This window comes from Pseudoalteromonas shioyasakiensis (assembly GCF_024518675.1).
Lineage (GTDB): Bacteria > Pseudomonadota > Gammaproteobacteria > Enterobacterales > Alteromonadaceae > Pseudoalteromonas > Pseudoalteromonas shioyasakiensis_B.
Genome location: NZ_JANIGL010000004.1, coordinates 102870 through 127453, shown reverse-complemented (window position 1 = coordinate 127453; position 24584 = coordinate 102870). Strand labels below are relative to the sequence as shown.

The following is a 24584-nucleotide window of genomic DNA, read 5'->3' as shown; positions in this document are numbered from 1 at the left end:
TTACTTTCGCAAAAGCCAATGCCTTTGAATTTAAGTACTTTATTTTAGGTTCGGTTTTTGCAAAAACATATTTAGTTAATGGCTAAAGGAAATACCTAATGAAAACGCTAACGCAGCGCGCTCTAAATTTATCAATGAAGAAAAGTACCTTGGCAGGCATATTACTTAGCGTAAGTGCATGCAACGTGATTGCCGCACAAGAAGCAAAAGAACCCGTTGTCACTGCAGAGTTAGAAGTTAAAGCTTCTGAAAACCAGAAAACAGTTGAAAACCAACTTGAGGCTGAAACTGCTAAGCCAGAGAAGCAACCGACTCTGTTTACTGTTTCGTCAGAAAAGCTCTTTGACGTTATTTCAGCTCGTGCTAAGCAACTTGCGGCAACAGAGTACGTACCTGCCAAAGAAATCGCCATTGATGCGCTGCAAAGTATTAACTATCAAGATTATCGTGCGATTCGTTTTCGCCAAGAGCAAGCTATCTGGAAAGATGAAAGCCTCTATGAAGTGCAGTTATTTCACCCTGGTTTTTTGTATAAAAACCCTGTCACTATTAACACGGTAAACAACGACGCGCATGTTAAAAGTGTACCTTTTAAAACTGACTTTTATCGTTACGACGCCACTGCAGCGCCTCTTGAGCAAGCGATCACAACAGCAATAGGAGACACTCAGTTAGGCCATGCAGGTTTTCGTGTTCACTTTCCTTTAAATAATAACCAATATAAAGATGAAGTTGCGGTTTTCCAAGGCGCCTCTTATTTTCGCTTAGTCGGTCCCGATCAGGTGTATGGTATTTCAGCACGTGGCTTGGCTATAGATACAGCGCTTAGCTCAGGCGAAGAGTTTCCTGTCTTTAAAGAGTTTTGGTTAGTAAAACCACAGCCCGACGACACCCATATTGTAATCTATGCATTACTTGATAGCCCCTCTGTAACGGGTGCATATCGATTTGAAATTAGCCCATCAACAAATACAGAAATGACCACAAAAATACAGATTTTTGCTCGTAAAGATGTGAAAAAACTCGGTATAGCTCCACTTACTAGTATGTTTTATCACGGCGAAAACAGCACTAAATTCTTTGATGATTATCGTCCTGAAGTACATGACTCTGATGGTTTATTAATGCAATCAGATGATAACAAGTGGGTATGGCGAGCGCTTAATAACCCACAACAACTTAGCGTTACATCATTTAGCTATACCAACCCAAAAGGATTTGGTTTAGCGCAGCGAGACCGCAGCTTTAACAACTATTTAGATACTGAAGCGCATTATCACGCACGTCCAAGCTTCTGGGTTCAACCTATTGGAGAATGGGGTAAAGGGCATGTTGAGTTAGTCGAAATTCCAACAGATACCGAAACAAACGATAACATTGTCAGTTATTGGGTACCAGAACAAGCACTAAAAGCCGGTGATTCAATGAGCTTTGATTACTCACTTATTACTTTTAATGCCGCGCTTGCACAGCAAGATAAAGCCCGTGTGCTACGAACACGAATAGGCAGTGCAGCTTTACCAGGTGAGCAAAACCCGCCGCCTAAAAGTCACCGCCAATTTACCGTTGATTTTACCGGCGAAAATATTAATCAACTCTCTGCAGAGTTAGTTTTACAAGCTGACTTAACACTTTCGAGTGGCACTGTAAGCGATAAAACAGTACAACAATTACCAAATAATCAAGGATGGCGTGTTGCTTTTAAAATCGCGCCAGAAGGAGATAAGCCAGCGGATATGCGCTTATCATTGAAACTACGCGACAAAGAAATAAGCGAGGTATGGAGCTATGTCTGGTATCCAAACGACATCCAGTAACAGTAAAGCAGCCAATGCTGCTATACCGTTGAAAAAAACACGTATAGCACTATTTAGCGTTTTAGTGCTGTTTATATCTGCATACGGGATGTGGATCATGTTTGATATTTTAAATTCAAATGGCATGACCCCGCTTGAGTATGCCTTACTTGGGTTATTTTCTATTACCTTTGCTTGGATTGTAACTGCATTTTGTAGTGGCTGTATGGGCTTTATTTTACAATTATTTAGAATTGATCCCCTGACGCTACAACGTCAGAAGCCAATTCAAATAGATACCCAAGCGTTGAGTAAAACTAAAACAGCCGTAGTTATGCCTATCTACAATGAAGATACGGAGCGTGTTATCGCTGGGTTTGAAGTAAGCTTACGTTCGCTGTTAAAAACCGGTCAGTTTGAGCATTTTGATTTTTACTTATTAAGTGATACGCAGGATAAAGAAATTGCTCGCAATGAACTAAAAGCATGGCATGATTTAACCGCCCGCTTAGGTGAGACTGCAAAGCAGGTTTTTTATCGTAACCGTACTGATAACAAACATCGTAAAGTGGGTAATCTGGCTGATTTTTGTGAGCGCTGGGGCAGCCAGTATGACCATATGATTGTGCTTGACGCAGACAGTATCATGACAGGCCAATGCATGTTAGAGCTGACGGCAAGCATGATCAACAAGCCAAACTCAGGCTTGATCCAAACCATTCCAATCCCTGTTAGGCAAGAAACCTTTTTTGGCCGCTTTTTACAGTTTGCATCAGTATTGTATAGTCCTATGCTTGCAACGGGCTCCGCCTTTTGGCAAACAAACCAAGCCAATTATTGGGGGCATAATGCCATTATTCGTGTTGAAGCATTTATAAATTGCTGCGGTCTACCAGTACTCGAAGGGAAAGCCCCGTTTGGTGGTGAGATACTCAGCCATGACTTTGTTGAAGCTGCATTATTAAATCGTGCTGGCTGGGATGTCATTTTATTAAGTGATGTTCAAGGTAGCTATGAAGAAGTGCCTAGTAATATTTTAGATTATGCAATTCGTGATAGACGTTGGGTGCAAGGTAATATCCAGCATTTAGGCTTACTGCCGAAGTCTGGCATTAAGCTAATGAATAAACTACACTTTTTACTTGGTGCAACGGCCTATATTTCATCCTTAATTTGGCTCTCAATGCTAGTACTTAGTACTATTGACGCTGTCACTCGTGCTGTAAATAGTAACGTTTATTTTAACCAGCCATATCAACTTTTTCCTACTTGGCAAATAGCCAAGACCGAGCTGATAGACTCATTATTATTTATCACTATAGTATTATTATTATTGCCTAAATTAATGGGCTTGATAGTGACTTTAATTCATAGAAATAAACAATTTGGTGGCTCTATAAAGCTAATATTAGGTTCACTTATCGAAACCGTGTTCGCAATTATAGTAGCGCCATTAATGATGGTTTTTCATAGTTACTTTGTGGTGTGTGTTTTTCTTGGTAAAAAAGTATCTTGGGACGCACAACCTAGATCGGGTCGCATGGTCCCTTGGAAAGAAGCCATTGGCTATACACTTATAGCAACCTTGGTTGCGATTGCTTGGGGTAGTGTGGCTTATTACTACACCCCTAGTTTCTTTTGGTGGCTATCGCCCATTTTATTAGGACTCATACTTGCTGCCCCTATCGTACGTTATTCTAGCAGTATTGGTTTAGGGTTGAAGCTACGTAGCATGGGAATTTTTATTTGCCCAAGTGAGGCACTTGAGGATGATACCTTACAGGCTTTACGTGAACACGAACAAACAATAAGCTTACCTGACGATAAAGAGGCTAAATTTACTAAGCCATTTTTACCGCTAGAGCACCCTTGCTCAATGCCGATTCAACGCTTTGATACTAGAGTAAAAACCGGAAAGGTCAAACGAGTACAACGACATATTAAGAAGAAAATACTCGCAAAAGGATAATCTGCAGAGACAAAAAAACCGCTCAAATTTTTGAGCGGTTTTTTATTAACTTTTGCTATTAAAGAAGGCCTAGCTTTTTAAGCTCTTTTGCAGCTAAATTGGCAGAAAGTGGAACATAACCATCTTTCTCAACAATTTTTTGTCCATCAAGTGATAACACCATTTTTAAGAACTCTGCATCAATTGGTGAAAGAGGCTTGTTCGGGTGCTTATTAATATAAACATATAAGAAGCGAGACAGCGGGTATTTACCTTTCGCAACGTTTTCAAGCGTAGCATCTACAAAGTTATCGCCTTTTTTCGCAAGTGGTACAGTACGTACACCTGAAGTTGTATAACCGATACCTGAGTAACCAATTGCATTTACAGAAGATGAAATTGATTGTACTACCGATGCAGAACCAGGTTGTTCGTTTACATTGTTACGAAAATCACCTTTACATAAAGCCATTTTCTTAAAGTAACCATATGTGCCTGATACAGAGTTACGTCCGTACAACTGAATATCTTTCGCAGCCCAATCACCGGTTAAACCAACGTCGCTCCAACGAGTAACTTCAGCCGATGCGCCACATTTACGAGTTGAAGAAAAGATAGCATCTACTTCATCAATACGCAGGCCTTTAATTGGATTGTCTTTGTGTACAAATACCGCTAGCGCATCAATTGCAACACGAACTTCAGTCGGCTTATACCCGTAACGTTTTTCAAAAGCTTCTATTTCTTTTGATTTCATTTTACGGCTCATAGGACCAAAGTTTGCAGTACCCTCGGTCAATGCAGGTGGAGCAGTAGATGAACCTGCCGCTTGAATTTGAATGTTTACATTTGGGTAAATACGTTTGTACTCTTCAGCCCAAAACGTCATCATGTTTGCAAGTGTATCAGAGCCCACAGATGAAAAGTTACCTGAAATGCCATTGGTCTTTTGATATTCTGGCAGCGCTGAATCTACAGCAAGAGCCTGTGCAGATACAAATGTTGTTACTGCCACACCCATTGCGGCAACTAAACTTTTAAATTTCATAGGGGTTACTCCGATTTGTTCGTCCCAATTCCTAACTGTGCACCACTGTAAAGGCACTAAATGACAATTAGATTACTCAGATGTTACACTTTTATGACTTTGAGTAGAATCTAACGCCGGTGTACGTACTATTTTATCTTTATCAAAGGCAAATGAAAAACACGAACCTTCACCTAACTTACTTTTAATTTTCAATTGACTGTCATGTCGTGACAACACGTGCTTAGTAATTGCTAAACCTAATCCTGAGCCTCCGGTTGTACGACTACGGGCTTTATCGACTCGATAAAAACGCTCCGTCAAACGATTAATATGTTCTGGCGCAATACCATCGCCATTATCAACAACTGAAAAATGTGCTTGTTCATCTTTAGTTTGCCAAGTGACGATAATTTTTCCACCAGGCTTAGTGTAATGAATTGCATTAAACACTAAATTAGAAAAAGCACTTCGTAGCTCTTCTTCTGAACCTTTGATATCTAGGCTATTGTCTATATCAAATATTAGCTCATGGCCTTTGTCTTGGTTTAAAGACTGAGCCTCAGTACTAATATAAGTAAGTAATTGCACTACATTTATTGCTTTATCACCATCTTGGCGCCTAGCACCTTCTATGCGTGACAGTGACAGTAATTGATTCACTAAGCTATCCATACGCTTGCATTGCTCAAGCATCGTTGTCTGTGCTTTGTTCCACATGGCTGGGGGTGGTAGCGTGTCGCCATCAAACATTTCTAAATAGCCTGTTACTACCGTCAGCGGCGTTCTAAGCTCATGAGAAACATTGGCGACAAAGTCTTTACGCATTTGTTCAAGTTGCTTTAACCGGGTTACATTACGCACCACAACCATTAATTGGGAAGTCGCATAAGGCATTACCCTATACTCTAAAACCTGGCCCACAGCATGACCACTTTCCAACTCAAGCGCTTCATCAAATTTTTCTAAATGCATGTACTTAGCAAATTTAGGATCGCGGATGAGGTTATCTAAGCGCTGACCATGATCAGCTGGCCATTGTAGGCCTAGCACTTTAAGTGCTAATTGGTTACACCAAACAATACTCAAGTCACGCTGTAACACGATTACAGCATCAGGAACAGCCTCGGCACCATCACGAAAGCGACGGATCAAATCAGCTAATTCATTTCGTTTTTTGCGATTGCGGTGCTGTAAATGATAGATCCCTTCAAATACTTGCTCCCAGGCTCCCTCCCCTTCAGGTGGATTAAAGCTACGTTGATTGAGCAACCAATCACTGAGTCGATAAAGTTGATGATAATGCCAAACAAGAAGCGAGAAAGATCCTAAAAATAAAAGCAAAAATGGCGCGCCAACAAGCACGCCAATCAATAACAAAGGAAGAAAATAGATAAGCAAGCGCTTTGCTAGCGCCTGCTTATTAACAACTCGATACATACACTTATTTACCTTAGAGAAAGTAAATTTAAGCCAATGTAATAATTAGCCAATAGTTTCAGACACTATAATTTACTTGAAAAACGGTACCCTGCACCACGTACCGTTTGCACTAAACGATCATGGCCTAAAGGCGCAATAGCTTTACGTAAACGACGAATATGCACGTCTACAGTTCTATCTTCAACATAAACATTAGTTCCCCAAACGTTATCTAGTAATTGCTCACGACTATAAACACGTTCAGGGTGAGTCATAAAGAAATGGAGCAATCTAAACTCTGTTGGCCCCATATCTAACTCGCTGCCTTCAGAAGTAACGCGGTGAGAAATAGGATCAAGGCGTAAGCCATGTACTTCAATCGCTTCTTCTAATGAAGTAGGAGATACACGGCGAATTACCGCCTTAATACGGGCCATTAATTCTTTCGGTGAAAACGGCTTAGTTACATAGTCATCCGCGCCAACTTCTAAGCCACGTACTTTATCTTCTTCTTCGCCACGGGCTGTTAGCATAATAATTGGTATTTGACGTGTATGTTCACTCTGCTTGAATTTTTTAGCGATCTGAATACCGCTGCCACCAGGTAGCATCCAATCCAATAACACCATATCAGGGTACGGCTCAACCATTGCAGCAATTGCAGAGTCATAATCTTCTGCTTCAATTGCTTGAAAACCATTTTGTTCTAATACAAAAACCAACATCTCTCTGATGGGCGCTTCGTCATCGACGACAAGTACTTTACGTGACATTCCAATTTATCTCTTTCGTTATCGAACTAGTTTTCATTATTATGACTAAGTATGACAGTTTTATGAAAGTGTAACGTGTAAAGCCAAAAGAGCATAAAAAAAACACATATTTACCTAATAAAGGGGCTAAAAGGTCATTCTAAGACAGTGTTCTTAATATAAATGTCATATTAAAGAACAATAAATCATTTAATTGACCCATACTAAATTCTCAATATTGAAGCAAAATTACCATTAATTGAGTAGATCAAAATCATACTAAGCTGTGTTTTTGAGATCACGATCATACTAAGCTAAGATGATCTGGGATCACATTTATACTAAGAGGTAATTATAACCGCCTGATAATTTAACCTAGCACATATTTTTTGCTGGTTTTTCAATCAAAAAATACGCTCAAAAATAAGATCCTTAGTATAATATTGATCTGCAAGATCGAATAGCTAGTAAAAATCTGATCCAATCATCCTTTGTTAATAAAATAATGATCCCATTACTCTCAGGCATAAAAAAAGCCAGTAACCTCAAGGCACTGGCTTTATCAATCAATAGCTGAAAATTATTTAATTTGCGGATCTAACTCGCCAGTTAAATATTTAAGGTGCATTTCATCAAGTGAGATTGGTTTGATCTTACCTGCTTGACCCGCAGTACCAAACGACTCATAACGCGCTACACAGATCTCAGTCATCGCTTTAGTTGCTTCAGCGAGGTATTTACGTGGATCAAAATTAGCCGGGTTTTGTGCTAAGTGGCGACGGATAGCACCTGTTGATGCTAAACGTAAGTCAGTGTCTATATTAACTTTACGTACACCAAACTTAATGCCTTCAACGATCTGCTCAACGGGCACACCATATGTTTCTGGGATCTCACCACCATACTGGTTAATGATCTCAAGCCACTCTTGTGGCACAGAAGAAGAGCCATGCATGACTAAATGCGTATTAGGGATCCGCGCATGAATCGCTTTAATACGATCAATTGCTAAAATATCGTCTGTTGGCGGGCGAGTAAATTTGTAAGCGCCATGGGAAGTACCACATGCAATTGCAAGTGCATCAACGTGTGTTTTACTTACAAAGTCAGCCGCTTCTTCTGGATCGGTTAGCATTTGATCCGTGGTTAATTTACCTTCAGCGCCAACGCCGTCTTCTTCGCCAGCTTCACCTGTTTCAAGTGAACCTAGTACACCTAACTCGCCTTCCACAGACACACCACATGAATGTGCAAGTTCAACCGTTTTGCGTGTTACATCAACATTGTAATCATAGCTTGAAGGTGTTTTACCATCAGTCATCAAAGAGCCATCCATCATCACTGATGAAAAACCTAGCTGGATTGAACGTTGGCAAACGCCAGGTGACGTGCCGTGATCTTGGTGCATTACCACAGGAATATGTGGCCACTCTTCAATGGCTGCTAAAATCATATGACGAATAAAAGGGGCTCCAGCGTAGGCACGAGCACCTGCTGAACCTTGCACAATTACAGGGCTGTTAGTTTTATCAGCCGCCATCATAATAGCGCGGATTTGCTCTTGGTTATTAACGTTAAACGCTGGCACGCCATAACCGTTTTCAGCTGCATGATCAAGAAGTTGGCGCATACTGATTAAAGCCATTGGGTATTCTCCAAATTGTCGATAGCTGCGCGCACGCGCAAACTACCTAGTTCGAACGGAATAGTTTAATTCGATGCAATCGCTGCATCACGATAGGGTTAACACTTGCCAACGCTACCGATAACCAAAACCAAGAATTAAATAAGGGTGAGAGGTATTTAATTAATGGTCTTTGCTGGTGTAAACAAAAAAGCTCACACCAGCAAGCAGGCTAATTTTACTTAGCTCGCTCTTCTAGCATAGCAACAGCTGGCAATTTTTTCCCTTCTAAAAACTCAAGGAAAGCACCACCCCCTGTTGAAATATACGAAACTTTATCTGCGATGCCGTATTTATCAATGGCTGCTAACGTATCACCGCCGCCTGCAATTGAAAATGCATTTGAGTCAGCAATCGCTTGGGCAATGGCACGTGTACCATTACCAAACTGATCAAATTCAAACACACCAACCGGACCATTCCAAACCACAGTACCTGCATTAGCAATGATTTTTGCCAGTTTGTTTGCCGTATCTGGGCCGATATCAAAAATCATGTCTTCGCTGGTTACTTCGCTAACATCTTTTAATGTTGCAACGGCTGATTCAGAAAACTCGTTTCCTACTACCACGTCAGTGGGGACTGGAATTTCGCCATTGTTACTTTTAGCTGCCGCACTTAATTTATTTGCTTCATCAATTAAATCAGCTTCAAAAAGTGATTTGCCCACAGGGTGACCCGCTGCAGCAATAAAGGTATTGGCAATACCGCCACCCGTTACTAATTGATCAACAATTGTTGAAAGTGAATCAAGTACTGTAAGCTTAGTAGAGACTTTAGAACCACCTACAATAGCGACTAAAGGGCGTGCAGGATTATCAAGCGCCTTACCTAAGGCATCAAGCTCAGCCGCAAGCAGTGGGCCTGCACACGCTACATCAGCATATACACCAACACCATGAGTAGAGGCTTGTGCACGGTGAGCTGTACCAAATGCATCCATTACATAGACATCGCATAACGCAGCAAGTTTTTTGGCTAGCGTTTCATCATTTTTCTTTTCACCAACGTTAAAGCGCACGTTTTCAAATACAACGACTTCACTATCAGCAATTTCAACGCCATCTAAATAATCTTTTTCAAGACGCACTGTTTGCTCCAGTGCTTCATTTAAATAATCAACAACAGGAGCAAGTGAAAACTCCTCGTTAAATTCCCCTTCCGTAGGGCGGCCAAGGTGTGACATCACCATTACTTTTGCGCCTTTTTCAAGGGCTAGTTTAATGCTAGGTAATGCTGCACGAATACGCGCATCAGAGGTCACTTTACCTGCTTTTACTGGTACATTTAAATCTTCACGAATTAACACGCGTTTGCCGTTTAAATCTAAATCTGCCATATTTATGACCGACATGGACTTCTCCTTAGTTAACGATACTGACTTGAGTAAAACTTTTAATTATAATATTTAGTTACTTGCAACCGTCATACACCTTGCAGTGTCAAGCATACGGTTAGCAAATCCCCATTCATTGTCACACCAGACTAACAACTTTATCAGCCGTTTATGACTAACACGTGTCTGTGTGCCATCAATAATACAAGAGTGTGCGTCATGATTAAAATCCACTGACACTAATGGCTCTTCGGTGTAACTTAAAATACCTTCGAGGCGATCTTTAGCTGCAGCCTTTAATGCTTTATTAACCGCAAGCAAGTCAACATCGGTATTAACGGTTACGCTTAAATCCATTGCCGTTACATTTATAGTGGGCACGCGTACTGCAATCGCTTCAAAACGGCCGTGGAATTTAGGTAAAATACGCTCAATACCACGAGCGAGCTTGGTATCAACTGGAATAATAGATTGACTGGCTGCACGGGTACGGCGTAAATCATGATGATAGGCATCAATAACTTGTTGATCATTCATAGATGCATGAATCGTTGTAATCGCACCCGACTCAATCTCAAAAGCATCATCCAGCACTTTGATCACTGGCACAATACAGTTTGTGGTACATGAACCATTAGAAACAATCGTTTGTGCTGCGGTTAATTCATCATCATTGATACCATACACGATTGTGGCGTCAACATCAGCATCTGCTGGTTGAGAAAATAACACTTTCTTTGCCCCAGCATTTAGATGTAATTGCGCATGTTCTCGAGAGTGGAACACGCCAGTACATTCTAAAACGACATCAACATCTAGTATTTGCCAAGGTAATTCGCTGGGATTTTCTTCACAGAACAGTGCTATAGAATCGTTGGCAACGCTAATACTGTCTTCGCCAAGTGTAACGGGAAATTTAAAACGTCCGTGAGATGTATCGTATTTAAGAAGATGTGCGATCCCTTGCGGATCCGCCAGTTCATTAATAGCAACAATTTTGATCTCATCGTTTAAACCTGACTCATACAGGGCTCGCACGATATTACGACCAATTCGACCAAAACCATTGATTGCAAGTTTGATTGCCATTCGAAAGAAAATCCACTCTATTTGCTTGCAGATAAAGGCAACCTGCCTTTTAGATGGCGGTATTGTAATCGACCTTGAGATTGAATATAAGAGCTGAACAGCAGAAACTTAAAATTAACCATGTTTAGATGGCTCAAATTTTGGTAATCGACCTTGCAGTTGAATATAAGAGGCAAAGTTAAATAAATGTTCACCCGCTGTTTTAGATGCGCCTGATTTGGTAATTGACCTTGCAGTTGAATATAAGAGGTAAAGTTAAATAAATGCGCACCCGCTGTTTTAGATGCGCCTGATTTGGTAATCGACCTTGCAGTTGAATATAAGAGGTAAAGTTAAATAAATGTTTAAGGCCTGTTTTAGATGGCCTCAAGTTTCCTTGGGCCTAGGCTCTAAAGTTAGAAAAGGTAAATTGTTTAACGCTTAAATAGTTTGCGTATGAAACTTCCTGTTAATAATGAAACACCCATAATCACAACACAATAAATGGCTAATGTACCTGATGACGTTGCCAACTCTATTATTTGGTTGTTTTCACCCATACATAAGTTAGTTTTATGATCAATTGCGCCGCCACTATCTAAACAACGATCCACTAATAAAAACCCATGCAACCACCACACAGCAATTAAACTGACTATCACACCAACCAAAGATGGCAGTAAATTATTCTTCATTAAAAAACCTATAAATAAACTCAATATCAAGACGATAGATTAGCAGAACAATAAGCAAATAACTGCACTGACAAAGCCTGACTTTGTATTTATAAAACAATACTTAAAGCTAATTTTCGTTTATATATCAGCCTCTTATTCAGTCGTCATCTATTTAAAAGTATCACACGGCCTTTAATATGACGAAAAGTAAATGAAGCTTAAACTAAATCAACTAACTTTAAATTTTTACCTTGGGCTATTTGATGGCACTGTGCAAGTAATAACTCTGCAGTTGCGGTAGCGTCTGTTAGCGCATGGTGGTTGCTATAATCAGGTAATTGATAGCGTTTTCTACATGCAGCTAATGTTAAGTCATCGAGAGCTATCTCATATCCTTGCTGGTGTAAACGCTTTTTTTCAATTAAGAATGTATCAAGAATCAAATTGGGCTTAACTACTATTCCTTGTACTTTAAAAGCGTGCTTTAAAAACCCCCAATCTAAACTCGCATTATGAAACACTAAAATAGCATCATCAAAATAAGTGCTAAGCTTGTTTAAGATAACTTGCAAGCTTTGCCCGTTCGCAATATCTTGCTGAGCAATACCGTGATAAACAGGACTTTGCGCTAACTGTTTCACATCTTTATTAATATAATGAGCCGCCTGACTCAATTTAATACACTGGCGCTCAATCAACACCCAAGCAATTGAAACAATTTCATGCTGCTTGGCATCAAGCCCTGTGAGCTCTAAATCAATAACAATATAACGCTGGGCAACAGCACTTTTAGCCAACTGTTTTTTTCTTGATAAATACTGACTCAACCAACGCTTAACCACGTTGCCACCTCAACCCTTTAGTCATTACAAACTGCCTCGAGCAAATTTAAATGCCGCAGCCTGTTGTGATTGCTTTATCAAGTAGAATGCTTCTTTGAGTTGATGACGCTCCAGCGAGTTTAGTTTATCTGGATTAATACAATTACTCGGTAGCCCCTCTTCATTAATTTGCGTTCGTAAGCGTAATTGAGTTAAAAACCGCCAACAATCTTTTAAATTATAAACATCCTGATTATTTAACAGCGGATATTTTAATAGTGCATCGAGACGCTCTTGGGTATTTGCTCGTCGTACTCCAGCCTTTAACGCGTATAAGCGTACTATATCGTTAATAATCACCACACCTCGTTTTTTTAAATCAATGTACTTATGCTGTGTTGCATTTTTTTCTAGCTTAAATTGATTAAACAAGCCGATAGGCACTGAATTACTTTTTATATCAGTGGCCATGGCGGCATAAAATAATTCATTACGCGAAATGCGTGTCAGCTGTTCACAAAAACTGGTGTAAAGAGAGTTGGAGCCTTCAATAAAGCGTAAATCAAAGAATATTTTACAATTAAGCATGGCCTCAGGCGTGGGACTTTTTATCCACTTAAAGAAACGTTCACACCAATCAGAAATGCTCATTCGACACAACTCACTGCTGGCCATAATATTCCCAGAACAGCGCCTAATACCACATTCTACTAGTTGCTCACAGACAAACACCCCCATGCGACGAAAGTAATCTTGCTGCTGCTCGCTTAAGTCATCCGGTAATAGCAAGCCGTTATCCTGATCTGAGTGTAGAGTTTGCTCTTCTCGTGCTTGAGAGCCAAAACAAATAAAACTAAAACTAGTGGGGGCTGCACCATTATCCTCTTGGAATAAATGAATGAGCCGGGAAGTTAGCGCATCAGTTAAGCCACTTAGCAGCTTTCCAATCAATGAAATATCATCGATATTATGAGAAAAGCCACGGAGCAATTCAGGTATTTCACTCGCGTAGCGTTTTAAATCACTAATACTATGGGCTTTATAAATACGGCCAATAAGTTGTACGGGGTCACTTTTTTGCTGTCGTAATAAGTCTGTACTAGTGATCATCCCCAGCGCTTTATGATGCTCATCAAGCACTGGTAAGTGGTGAATATTATGTTTAAGCATTAAATGCAGTGCCGAAAAAACCCGATTATTCTCAAATATATACTTAGGTTTTTTACTCATGATTATGCTTACAGCCTCTTTTGGCTCAACCTCATCTGCCAACACTCTGTTACGTAAATCGCGGTCAGTTACAACCCCAACCAGTTGTTCAAATTCGGTGATCATAATGGATGATACACCGTGTTTTTTCATTTTTTTTGCAGTTTGCCGAATACTGGCATCGGGAGGAAGAGTGACCGCCTTACGTGACATCAACTCAGAAATTTTTCGCTCTGACCAGCTTTCATTTTGGTTCTTATAATGTGATGAAAGTAACCTGTTAGCATGGGCACGAACAAAATATTGCTCAAACGATTTATATTCACGGCGCAAAAAATCAAAGCTTTGTTGATTGAGCATATAGACTATGCCCTCTTTTTGCGTCTCTAAACGGTTTTGTATTGCCTCACCTGTTAACAATGACGGAAAGCCAAAGTAATCGCCTTGCGCTAAACGGGTGATCACATCCCCTTTAGCATCGACGAGATCATACAGACCTGAACGAATGAGAAATAATTTAGGCGAGTCAGATTGCAACCACTGCGACTGATTTTCGCGGGTTAAATAAATACTATCTACATGACTTACAAAGTAATCAGTTGCACTACTATCAATTTGGCTAAACGGCGTTTGCATACTCACAAACTGGGCAACTTCCTGCTGCTCGTTATTCATAATTGTTCTCGCAAATAATCAGGCCTGAACATCTACATTACGCATATTTAGAAAAAATAAAAAGCCCGACAAAAGTCGGGCTTTGGCTGCAATAACAATCAAGTCATTATTAGTGAGCGTGCGCTTCACCAGAGCCTTTAGGATTACGAATACCTTCAACCATTTGCTGAATTTCAACAGGCGTCTCAGCAGTGAGTTTGAGGACAACTGCAGCTACTGCAAAGTTAATCACCATACCCACTAAACCAATACCTTCTGGTGAAATACCCAAGAACCAGTGTTCAGGGCTGTTAAGCTCAGGGCTGACAAATTTAAAGAAGATAATATACGCCGCAGTAAAGGTAATACCTGTCACCATACCTGCAATCGCCCCTTCTTTATTCATCTTCTTAGAGAAAATACCCATAATGATCGCCGGGAAGAAACTTGCTGCCGCTAAGCCAAATGCAAATGCCACCACCGACGCCACAAATCCAGGCGGGTTAATACCAAAGTAAGCAGAAATAACAATGGCAATCATAGCCGCTAACCTCGCTGCGAGTAGCTCTTGCTTATCGCTAATATCTGGCTTGAGGGTTCGCTTAAGTAAATCATGGGAGACCGATGTTGAAATAACCAATAATAAACCGGCCGTTGTTGAAAGCGCAGCAGCAATACCACCGGCTGCAACTAACGCAACAACCCATGCTGGTAAATTAGCAATTTCGGGGTTTGCCAATACCATGATATCGCGGTCTACGTTAACTTCATTTGCACTATTTGGATCATCAATCTTACCGGCAGTATAGAACATTTTGCCATCACCATTTTTATCATTAAAGGTGATAAGGCCTGTTCTTTCCCAGTTTTTAACCCAAGCTGGTGCTTGTGCGTATTCAGTACCACTGCCATCTTTACCATTAATTGTGTCAATCATATTAACCCGTGCAAACGATGCAACCGCAGGTGCTGTAGTATAAACAATCGCGATGAATACTAACGTCCATGCCGCAGAAATACGGGTATCTTTAACACGTGGTACCGTGAAGAAACGTACAATTACATGTGGTAAACCGGCAGTACCTACCATCAGTGCACCTGTAATTGCAAATACATCAATCATGCTCTTAGAGCCTTCGGTGTATTGCGCAAAACCTAATTCAGCGCTTAAGCCATCCAACTTATCAAGAACATACATACCCGAGCCATCACTGAGCGTGGCACCAAAGCCGGTTTGTGGGAAGAAATGACCTGTCATCATCATTGAGATAAAAATCGCCGGTACTAAATAAGCAAATACTAATACACAATATTGCGCTACTTGGGTGTAAGTAATGCCTTTCATACCACCAAGCACAGCGTAGAAGAATACGATAACCATACCAATATAAACACCGGTTTCGATTTCGACCTCTAAGAAGCGTGAGAAAACCACACCAACACCACGCATTTGCCCTGCGATATAGGTAAAGCAGATAAAGATAGCACACAAGATGGCCACAACACGGGCTGTTTGTGAGTAATAACGATCACCGATAAAGTCAGGTACTGTAAACTTGCCAAATTTACGTAAGTAAGGCGCTAAACACATGGCTAAAAGTACATAACCACCTGTCCACCCCATTAAGTAAACACCGCCATCATAACCTGCAAAAGAGATGATACCCGCCATTGAGATAAATGACGCAGCACTCATCCAATCAGCGGCCGTTGCCATACCATTAGCTAAAGGCGGAACCCCACCACCAGCCACATAAAATTCATTTGTTGACCCTGCGCGGGCCCATATTGCAATGCCGATATACAGCGCGAAGCTTAAACCAACAATTAAAAACGTGAGTGTTTGAACATCCATTACTTAAGCTCCTATTCGTCTACGCCGTATTTTTTATCTAACGTATTCATTTTGAAAACGTAAACAAAAATCAAAGCCACAAAGGTGTAAATCGCGCCTTGCTGGGAGAACCAGAAGCCAAGTTTAAACCCAAAGAAACGTACTTCATTGAGTACATCTACCAGTAAAATGCCAAAACCAAATGACACGACAAACCAAACTGCTAATAGTTTAAACAGCAGTGAAATGTTTTCCGCCCAATAAGCTTTTGCTTGTTCTTCATCTTTAAAAGCCATTTTTATTCCTCTTTAACACCGTAAAAAGTGATGTGTGTGTTTTATGTCCGTATATAAAATTAGCAATGCCTGAGCTAGATTGAATTGAGACCATAGTCGTAACACCAGATTAACGTTTACGTAAACTGCAGATTAAAACTTGTTAACCAGTAGTAATAAACGTTAAATATCATGCATTTAAATATTTCCACCAAGTGATTCGTAGTATTCATCTAAGCTATATTACTGATCTGCGACATTAGTCGAATACGTTCATAAAAAATAAAATTACAATTAAATATCAACAAGTTAAATAAAAACACGAAATTAGCTTAATAATTGACAGCTCAAATTATTTTTCAATTTCTGGTATGGTGTTAGCCATCATAATAAAAACTGAATGACGACATGACTGCTGCTTTAATCTTTGTTGCTTTAGCCTACATAGGTGTTTTATTCTGGCTTGCAAACTGGGGGGATAAAACCACTCCACTAGCCAAACGAATAAGCCACCACCCATTCGTTTATTCATTCTCTTTAGGGATTTATTGCACGTCGTGGACGTACTATGGTTCAGTGGGGACGGCTGCCACCAGCAGTTGGAGCTATTTACCCATTTTACTTGGCCCTGCACTGTTATTTTTTTTCGGCCAAGGCTTTTTACGTAAGCTCGTACTGGTAAGTAAAAAACAAAATATCACCACCATTGCTGATTTCATTTCTGCTCGGTATGGCAAGCGACAAACAACCGCCATTATGGTTACAGTAATCGCATTGCTTGCGACAATTCCGTACATCGCACTGCAATTGAAAGCCCTTAGCAGCAGCTTTTTACTGTTACAAAGCGACAATAAAATATCTGGCTCAATGGTTGCTCTTTCCGCCACATTGATCATGACCATGTTTGCTATTTTCTTTGGTACACGTAAAGTCGATGTGACTGAATACCGCTCAGGTTTAATGCTGGCGGTGGCATTTGAGTCTTTAATAAAATTACTCGCGCTAGTTGCCGTTGCAGGACTTGCTGTCTACACCCTACTAAACTTACCACCCGAACGGGAACTATTAACCACTGATTCGTTATGGCAACACTGGAGCAGTTTTAACTTTTTTAGTTTTAATTTTATTGGTCAGTCTTTAATGGCGGCGGCAGCCATTATTTGTTTGCCACGACAGTTTCATGTCACCGTGGTTGATAACCAAGACAAACGCCATTTATTTACTGCCCGTTGGGCCTTCCCACTGTACTTATTACTCACAGCAGCAATGATTTTACCCATAGCGACAGCCGCTATTCACCCGAATATTGGCAGTGGTTTTTCACCTGACAGCTTTGTACTCGCCCTGCCATTAATGCACGACAATGTACTACTCACTACCTTTGTCTTTATTGGTGGTATTTCAGCCGCAACCGCAATGATAGTAGTTGCAACACTCACACTCAGTACCATGATATCTAACGACGTTGTATTACCTTTAATGTTGCGTCGTAAATTTAAGCGTAACCTGATCACGACCAGCTATCGCTCACGTATTTTATTAGTAAGACGCTTTACCATCGCTGGAATATTAATTTTGTCGTATTTTTATCAGCAATGGTTTGGTCACGGTAAAGCCTTAGCGAGCATGGGCTTAGTGGCATTTTCACTGGTCACCCAATTATTACCAGCCATTATTGGCGGGCTATACTGGCGAAAAGGCCATGCTTATGGGGTTTACGCAGGCCTTTTAGCGGGCTTTATTTGCTGGGTTTTATTTTTAATGTTGCCGATTTTAGATGCCGGAAATACCCTTGATACCGAGTTACAGCAAACCTTAATAACCCGAGGCACCCTCATTGCCTTATTTGCCAATATAGGCTGTTATATCAGCTTCTCATTAGGTGCTGATGAACGGCTAATTGATAAAATTCAAGCTGCTGCATTTGTTAACCCTAAAGAGCAAGCGGTATTGGCAAGGCGTTTAAATAAAAATGTAAAAGCCACTGTGTATGACTTTAAAATACTGCTGCAAACCTTTTTAGGCGTACAACGCAGCCAGCAGGTGTTAGCACAATTCTCTCTCACTCATCAATTGGGTGACAATAACAATCATCCCGATCCAGAGTTTATTGCCTATTGCGAACGCGCTTTAACGGGGGTGTTAGGCGCATCATCTGCGCAAGCTCTTATTCATACAGTGGCTTCAGGTAAGCGCATGGCCTTTGAAGAAGTGGTTAACTTTTTTGATGAAACCACTCAAGCGCTGCAATTTAACCAAAATTTACTGTTCACTTCACTTGAGAACTTAAGCCACGGTATTTCGGTAGTCGATAAAGACCTCAAACTAGTTGCATGGAATAAGCGCTACGCAGAAATGTTTAACTACCCGGCAGACTTTCTAGAGGTAGGCCAACCGATTGAAGACATTATAAGATACAACGCAGAGCGTGGTGAGTGCGGCCCAGGTGAAATAGAGCGCCAAGTTGAAAAACGTGTGCAGCATTTAAAAAATGGTACTTCACATCACTTTATTCGTCACCGCCGAAATGGCCAAGTATATGAGATGACGGGTAACCCACTGCCTGATGGCGGCTTTGTTACCAGCTTTTCAGACATCACCACGCATATTGCCACGCAAAATGCGCTGGAAGAAGTTAATATGGATCTCGAAAACCGTATTGAAGCAAGAACTCAAGAAATACGGACAATTAATAAAGATCTTGAAGCACAAATAGAAAGCCGCGTACAAACTGAGCAAGCACTCACTTTGGCCAAGCGCGAAGCAGAGCAAGCTAATGACAGTAAAACACGGTTTTTAGCGCTTGCCAGTCACGATATTTTACAACCGCTAAATGCGGCCCGCTTATACTTAGCTGCCATTGATGAAAAATCATTAGCTGATAATAATATCAATAACTTTGAAAAGCTCGGCGCAAGTCTTGATTCAACCGTACACCTAATGTCTGCATTACTTGAAATCGCTAAGCTTGAACAAGGTGCTATGACCCCGACGCCGCGCCACTTCAGTATCGACGATATTTTAGCGCCACTGCGTAACGAATATGCCATTTTATCGAGCGAAAAAGGCTTACAATTACATGTACGTTCAGGGCAACAAATTGTCCATAGTGATATCACTTACTTACGCAGGATTATTCAAAACCTAGTCTCTAACGCCGTTAAATACACTGAAAAAGGCCGCGTTTTAGTCGCATGCCGTAAACGTAAACACCACCTTCGCATCGAAGTCTGGGACACAGGGCCTGGTATTAGCGAAGTGGAACAAGCAAAAATATTCAATGATTTTTACCGCATAGAAGCCGGTGACAACAAAGGTGTTGGATTAGGTTTAGGGGTAGTAAAGCGCATGGTTGATTTACTCAGTTTACGCCTAGAGGTGCATTCAACCGTCAATAAAGGCAGCCGTTTTAGTATCGAGGTGCCCTACGGTGATAGCCAATTTGTGCAACAAAAAAATGCTACAAACAGCCTATTTGAAAACCGCGCAGCAATGAATGTAATTGCCGTTGATGATGACCCTGAAAACTTAAATGCAATGGCAAGTTTATTACAGAAATGGCAAGCTGATTATCAACTATTTGACCAAGTTGAAACTGTGATGGAGTATGCCAAACAGCACAAAGCTCCTGATGTTATTTTAATGGACTACCAACTCGGCCATGACTGCGACGGTATTACGCTTATCAAAACGCTCCGTGAAATTTGGCAAAGTCCCGTACCTGCTATTTTAATTACCGCTGTGCGCGATAATGAATTAAAGCAAGCGACTAAAGCCGATAATATTCATTACTTATCCAAACCAATAAAGCCCGGTAAGTTAAAAGCACTGCTTAATCACAGTACGTGAGGTGCTAGGTGCTTATATGGACTCCCTAATTAAATCAACAAAGAACTGTCATTAAAAACAAGTATAGATGCGTGCTTATATACGGGCTTTATTGAGGAGCTACCTCGCCCTAAAATGTACTCGCACCAATAGGCAAACTCTAGGAAGCGGCATCTAATGTGCCTTAGAACCTAACTTGCTTCTATTGGTCGGTCTTACCTGTTTTACATCGCTCTTCGCCGATTTAACATGGAATATCAAGCCAATGAGATTGGCTGATATTCCGTGTCATTCTTTAATATCGCATAAGCGGTTCTCACCGTTTTGTTTGCTAAAGCAACCGCTGCGATTTTTTTACCTCTTCTCTCAACTAAGGCTTGTAGCCAACGCTCTTTGCTTGTTCTGGCTGGACGTTTACTCACTTGCGTAATAACAGAAAGCGCTCCTTGGAAAAGAGTGGAACGAAGTCGCTTATCTGCATGACGCTTTGAAATATGCCCAATACGCTCTTTACCACCTGAACTATGTTGCTTTGGCGTTAACCCTATATTTGCTGATGCTTCACGACCGTTGGTAAAATTCTCACCCTGACCTAAACGCACCGCTAGCCCTAAAGCACCGATGGGGCCGACGCCCTCTAACTTCATCAACTTTTGGCAGGTCGTATCATATTTTACCGCGCCTTCGAGCTGCCGTTCCAAAATGGCAACATGTTCAATTTGCTCTAGTAAGTGCTGCCATAAATAATTCAGTGTTTCACGAAAAGGCTGAGGCAAGCTATTTTCAGCGTCTTCCAGAATAAAAGGAATGTGCTTACGAAGCTGGGATAAGCTTGGTGGCACAATAATACCAAACTCTCCAAGTAAGCCCCTGATTTGATTACTCTGTGCTATTTGATGTGTCTTTGCTAAATGACGAGCTCGCTCCAATGATTGCAAAGCCTGCTCTTCGGCAGATTGCACACGAGCACCATGGATATGCTCTTGAGAAGCGGCGATTGCGATAGCTAAAGCATCATTACGATCCGTTTTTTGCTTAGTTTGGAAAGGCTTAACTGTTCTTGCTGAAATGACTTTGACTTCGTGACCAAGAGCACGTGCTAGCCTAGCCCAATATTGCGCACTACCACACGCTTCCATCGCCACCAATGAGCGTGGCTCCTTAGTAAGCAGCTCTTTTAGCTTTGCTCGGCTAAGCTCTCGGTTGAAGAGTACTTTACCTTTTGGATCTCGCTTGCAGACCTGAAAAACATTTTTTGCTAAATCAATAGCCAATATATTAGTATCTTTCATGTATGGACTCCTTTGGTTAATCTTTTGTCGGATTAAGACCGTAACTCCTCAGGGAGAGGGAGTCCATACATCTAGGTGCTAGGTGCTAGGTGCTAGGTGCTAGGTGCTAGGTGCTAGGTGCTAGGTGCTAGGCAAAAAATAAAACAGATCCGTGCTAAACAACATAGCTAAATACACCTAGCAATTTTACTAGGTGTACGGCTTTAGTTTAATCACCCCGGTTGTGCTTTACTTCTTAGCTTTTGAAACAACCAACTCAGGCCAACTAATGACAGTCCTAAGCCAATAAATGATATGGCTTTGAGTAAACCAGTGAGGCTTGCCATATCAATTAAAAACACTTTTACTATTACTGCACTAAGAATACCTAGCCCAACTTTTTGTAACAGCAGTTGTTGCTTTAAATGCCCAGAAATGACCACAAATGCGCCGAGCAATAACCAAATAATCGAATAACTATAAAGCTCTGCATCACTGGTAGTTTTAGCTAAATAAATATACGCCCCTTGCCAATACTGGCGTATAAGTGCAGTGACAGCTAATGCTGCTAAAACGCCCGCGATTGCCAATATTATTTTACTAAGTTGAATATTTACAGGTTTTACTAATGTGGCTAACCACAATGCTAAAGCACTTGGCACCAGCCACATCAGCAGCACCCAGTTAAACATTGGAGTTTCACCAACATACAATGAGGTGAATAATGGGTTTTCATTGAGTGCTGTGCTTACTAACAACAGCCCAGCTAAAGCCGATAATATTAAGCCCGCTATTGTGTATAACTTAGCCATCTGTCTTGCACTTTGAGCACGATATAAATAAACACAACCTAATGCGAACCAATTACAGCTGAGCATTACTTGCTCATAAAAACTTAAAGAAGTGAGCTGTGGATAATGCCCAACTAACTGATAGCTGGTTTCAGTGGTAATAAATAATGCTAAACAATGCAGTGCAGCCCCTTCGAGCCAAATTTTCATATCGGTTTTATGCCATTGTTTTGCGGCAAACCAAAATAGCCCAACAGCAATGGGGTAAACCACTATGCTCCAATGCATTGAAATAAGTGTTAGATCTGCATAACTCTCCATCCATGGCGCAAAGGTTAGTCTTGCAAGTACAACGGCCACGAGCGCTTTAATAGGCCAATGCGGCATAGGCACTTTATGGCGTTTAACCAGAAAACTAATAACCAACACTTGAATAGCCAGCGCAAGCGTTAGGCCGCTATCAGCAAGTAACATAGTTAAGCAAAGTGTAATATTGGCATTAGCACCAATCCAATAACTAAACTGCTGCCATTGCGTGTAAGCAACTTGAGCACGTTTGATAAGTGCAGCGCTGCCTAGTAGTAATAATACGGTCCATAATGAATACGCAACGGCTAAGTCTTGCTCTGGGGTTAAGGTGTAAAGCGTAGCAACTAAAGTAAACATACTAAATGCGGCAACTAAGTGGAAACTTAAACGTTGGTAATAACGTGCGCCAAAATACAACCCGTATACACAAAAACCTAGGCCAAGTAATAAGCCTAGCCCATACATGCGTTTAAATATAAATAAGTGGTTATGACTATCAATAGCAAAATTGTGCTGACTCACAACAAGAATCACAGCTATAAGTAACGCTAAGCCTTGCCATAGATCCCAACGGCTATTTTGTAGCACTAAAAATAGTAGTAAAACAATCAAACACCCCATCATAATTTGCCATTGAACGCTGGCTATAGAAAAGCTCATTGTGATCAATAGCGGCACTATAATAGCCAACAATAACAGGTGATCTGGCTGTAATTTTAATAAGCGTTTTAAACTGTGTGGGCGGTATTCTAATAGGCGTAAGGTAATACCCAAGCGCATTATCGCGATTAAGCCAATAATAGAGAGCAGCGCAAAGCTTCCCACTAACCAATACTCGGTTGATTTTACAACACTCAGAGCCAGCCAATACCAACCTATGTGGCCTGCCCAAAGTAAATACCAAAGCCAGTTACGTTTTACTTTTTGTGCTACAAGTACTGCAGAGAAAGTTACAAAACCAATATATGTCAGCAGTGCTGCTAAATTGCCACTTCCGGTATTAACCCATATTGGCACACTATACGCACCAACAATGCCTAATACTGCCAATAAAGGCCCTAAGCGCAGTGCCATTGAGCTTGCTGCTAATGCAATAATCGCTAACATTATAAAAGCAACGGTTGAACTTAACATGGCATAACTTGAATACGCGAGCAACGTTAAAGCAAAGCAACTAATAAACCCACCACCAGCCAAAGCCGCCGGCACATAATTATTAAAACCTTCAAAGATAATGCCCTTGCGATGCAAAAACTCAGCTGCGGCAATTAACGCTAAACCAAACGCTCCACCTAAGATGAGACGCAAACTCGGTGATAACAAACCTGCATCTAGGCTGTATTTTGCTAAAAATATACCGCCAAAAGCTAATGCTACGCCGCCAATCCAAGTCATCCAGTTTTGTTGGAATTGATTTTTTAATTGAGCAAAAAATGTATTGAATGCAGAGTGAGAATTCGTATTAGTTTCAGAGGGGCTATTAACTGTATCCGTAGATGTCGTTTGATTTAATATAGCTGATTGCTGATTAGTGACAGAAGGCTTCAGTTCAGCTGCAATTGAGTGCGTATTTGATTGCTCAGATGTAAACTTTGCCACCGTATTCACTGGCTGATTCGAGGTTTTAGAAATTACTGAGTGCAGTTGTTTTTTTAAAAGCGCAACCTCCTGCTGTAGCGTACTTACCTTAGTTAAAGCAACTAAACCAGCAATAGATCCGATTACAACCACTAACGATAAAATAACAATTAAAGCGAGCGCATCATCCATTTTTTCAATCCCTGACTACTTTGTTACTCCGTTATAACGTAAATTGTAGTGAAAATATAGCCAAAAATCTCAGCTTCAAACAACGAAGCTGAGATTTATTAGGTTTATTACT

Annotated in this window: 16 protein-coding genes; 3 read left to right on the top strand and 13 right to left on the bottom strand. The window is 40.8% G+C overall.

The window, feature by feature from the left end; all coding sequences use genetic code 11:
• Window positions 1-98 precede the first annotated feature (98 nt).
• Both NQT69_RS13350 and mdoH read left to right on the top strand, forming a co-directional pair.
• Complete coding sequence (locus NQT69_RS13350) at window positions 99-1817, top strand: glucan biosynthesis protein (RefSeq protein ID WP_256828173.1); 1719 nt, start codon at window positions 99-101, stop codon at window positions 1815-1817.
• Window positions 1789-3765 (top strand): glucans biosynthesis glucosyltransferase MdoH, encoded by a 1977-nt coding sequence (gene mdoH / locus NQT69_RS13345; protein ID WP_256828172.1) that lies wholly within the window; start codon window positions 1789-1791, stop codon window positions 3763-3765. Before NQT69_RS13350 ends, mdoH begins: the two co-directional genes overlap by 29 nt.
• A 58-nt stretch (window positions 3766-3823) precedes the next feature.
• On the opposite strand, the gene NQT69_RS13340 is transcribed toward mdoH, so the two are convergent.
• The 11 genes from NQT69_RS13340 to NQT69_RS13290 all read right to left on the bottom strand — a co-directional run bounded on the left by NQT69_RS13340 (window position 3824) and on the right by NQT69_RS13290 (window position 16524).
• Complete coding sequence (locus tag NQT69_RS13340; protein ID WP_256828171.1) at window positions 3824-4792, bottom strand: PstS family phosphate ABC transporter substrate-binding protein; 969 nt, start codon at window positions 4790-4792, stop codon at window positions 3824-3826.
• Between the two features lie 72 nt (window positions 4793-4864).
• The gene (phoR, locus tag NQT69_RS13335; protein ID WP_256828170.1) at window positions 4865-6211 is read right to left on the bottom strand and encodes a phosphate regulon sensor histidine kinase PhoR; all 1347 of its coding nucleotides are present in this window, start codon (window positions 6209-6211) and stop codon (window positions 4865-4867) included.
• 65 nt (window positions 6212-6276) lie between these two features.
• Complete coding sequence (phoB, locus tag NQT69_RS13330) at window positions 6277-6966, bottom strand: phosphate regulon transcriptional regulator PhoB (RefSeq protein WP_087532839.1); 690 nt, start codon at window positions 6964-6966, stop codon at window positions 6277-6279.
• 559 nt (window positions 6967-7525) lie between these two features.
• A complete protein-coding gene (gene fba, locus NQT69_RS13325) occupies window positions 7526-8590 on the bottom strand; it encodes a class II fructose-bisphosphate aldolase (RefSeq protein ID WP_256828169.1) in 1065 nt (354 codons plus the stop codon).
• Between the two features lie 217 nt (window positions 8591-8807).
• Window positions 8808-9983, bottom strand: coding sequence for a phosphoglycerate kinase (locus NQT69_RS13320; protein WP_256828168.1), 1176 nt, complete (start codon window positions 9981-9983; stop codon window positions 8808-8810).
• 54 nt (window positions 9984-10037) lie between these two features.
• Window positions 10038-11054 (bottom strand): erythrose-4-phosphate dehydrogenase, encoded by a 1017-nt coding sequence (gene epd, locus NQT69_RS13315; RefSeq protein ID WP_256828167.1) that lies wholly within the window; start codon window positions 11052-11054, stop codon window positions 10038-10040.
• A 413-nt stretch (window positions 11055-11467) separates the two neighbouring features.
• Window positions 11468-11728: a hypothetical protein gene (locus tag NQT69_RS13310; RefSeq protein ID WP_256828166.1), complete on the bottom strand. Its 261-nt coding sequence runs from the start codon at window positions 11726-11728 to the stop codon at window positions 11468-11470.
• 200 nt (window positions 11729-11928) lie between these two features.
• Window positions 11929-12552, bottom strand: coding sequence for a 3'-5' exonuclease (locus tag NQT69_RS13305; protein WP_256828165.1), 624 nt, complete (start codon window positions 12550-12552; stop codon window positions 11929-11931).
• A gap of 24 nt (window positions 12553-12576) precedes the next feature.
• Entirely contained in the window at window positions 12577-14415 is a 1839-nt protein-coding gene (locus NQT69_RS13300; RefSeq protein WP_256828164.1) for a DUF294 nucleotidyltransferase-like domain-containing protein, read from the bottom strand.
• 109 nt (window positions 14416-14524) lie between these two features.
• A complete protein-coding gene (locus NQT69_RS13295; protein ID WP_256828163.1) occupies window positions 14525-16249 on the bottom strand; it encodes a sodium:solute symporter family protein in 1725 nt (574 codons plus the stop codon).
• Between the two features lie 11 nt (window positions 16250-16260).
• Entirely contained in the window at window positions 16261-16524 is a 264-nt protein-coding gene (locus NQT69_RS13290; protein ID WP_004586074.1) for a DUF4212 domain-containing protein, read from the bottom strand.
• Between the two features lie 387 nt (window positions 16525-16911).
• Between NQT69_RS13290 and NQT69_RS13285 the strand changes: the two genes are divergently transcribed.
• A complete protein-coding gene (locus tag NQT69_RS13285) occupies window positions 16912-20352 on the top strand; it encodes a PAS domain-containing hybrid sensor histidine kinase/response regulator (protein ID WP_256828162.1) in 3441 nt (1146 codons plus the stop codon).
• A 236-nt stretch (window positions 20353-20588) separates the two neighbouring features.
• Here NQT69_RS13285 and NQT69_RS13280 read toward each other — a convergent pair whose 3' ends face one another.
• Together NQT69_RS13280 and NQT69_RS13275 are read right to left on the bottom strand one after the other, a co-directional pair.
• A complete protein-coding gene (locus NQT69_RS13280; protein ID WP_256828161.1) occupies window positions 20589-21623 on the bottom strand; it encodes an IS110 family transposase in 1035 nt (344 codons plus the stop codon).
• 212 nt (window positions 21624-21835) lie between these two features.
• Window positions 21836-24472, bottom strand: a complete 2637-nt coding sequence (locus tag NQT69_RS13275) for a DUF2339 domain-containing protein (RefSeq protein WP_256828160.1) — start codon at window positions 24470-24472, stop codon at window positions 21836-21838.
• Window positions 24473-24584 lie beyond the last annotated feature (112 nt).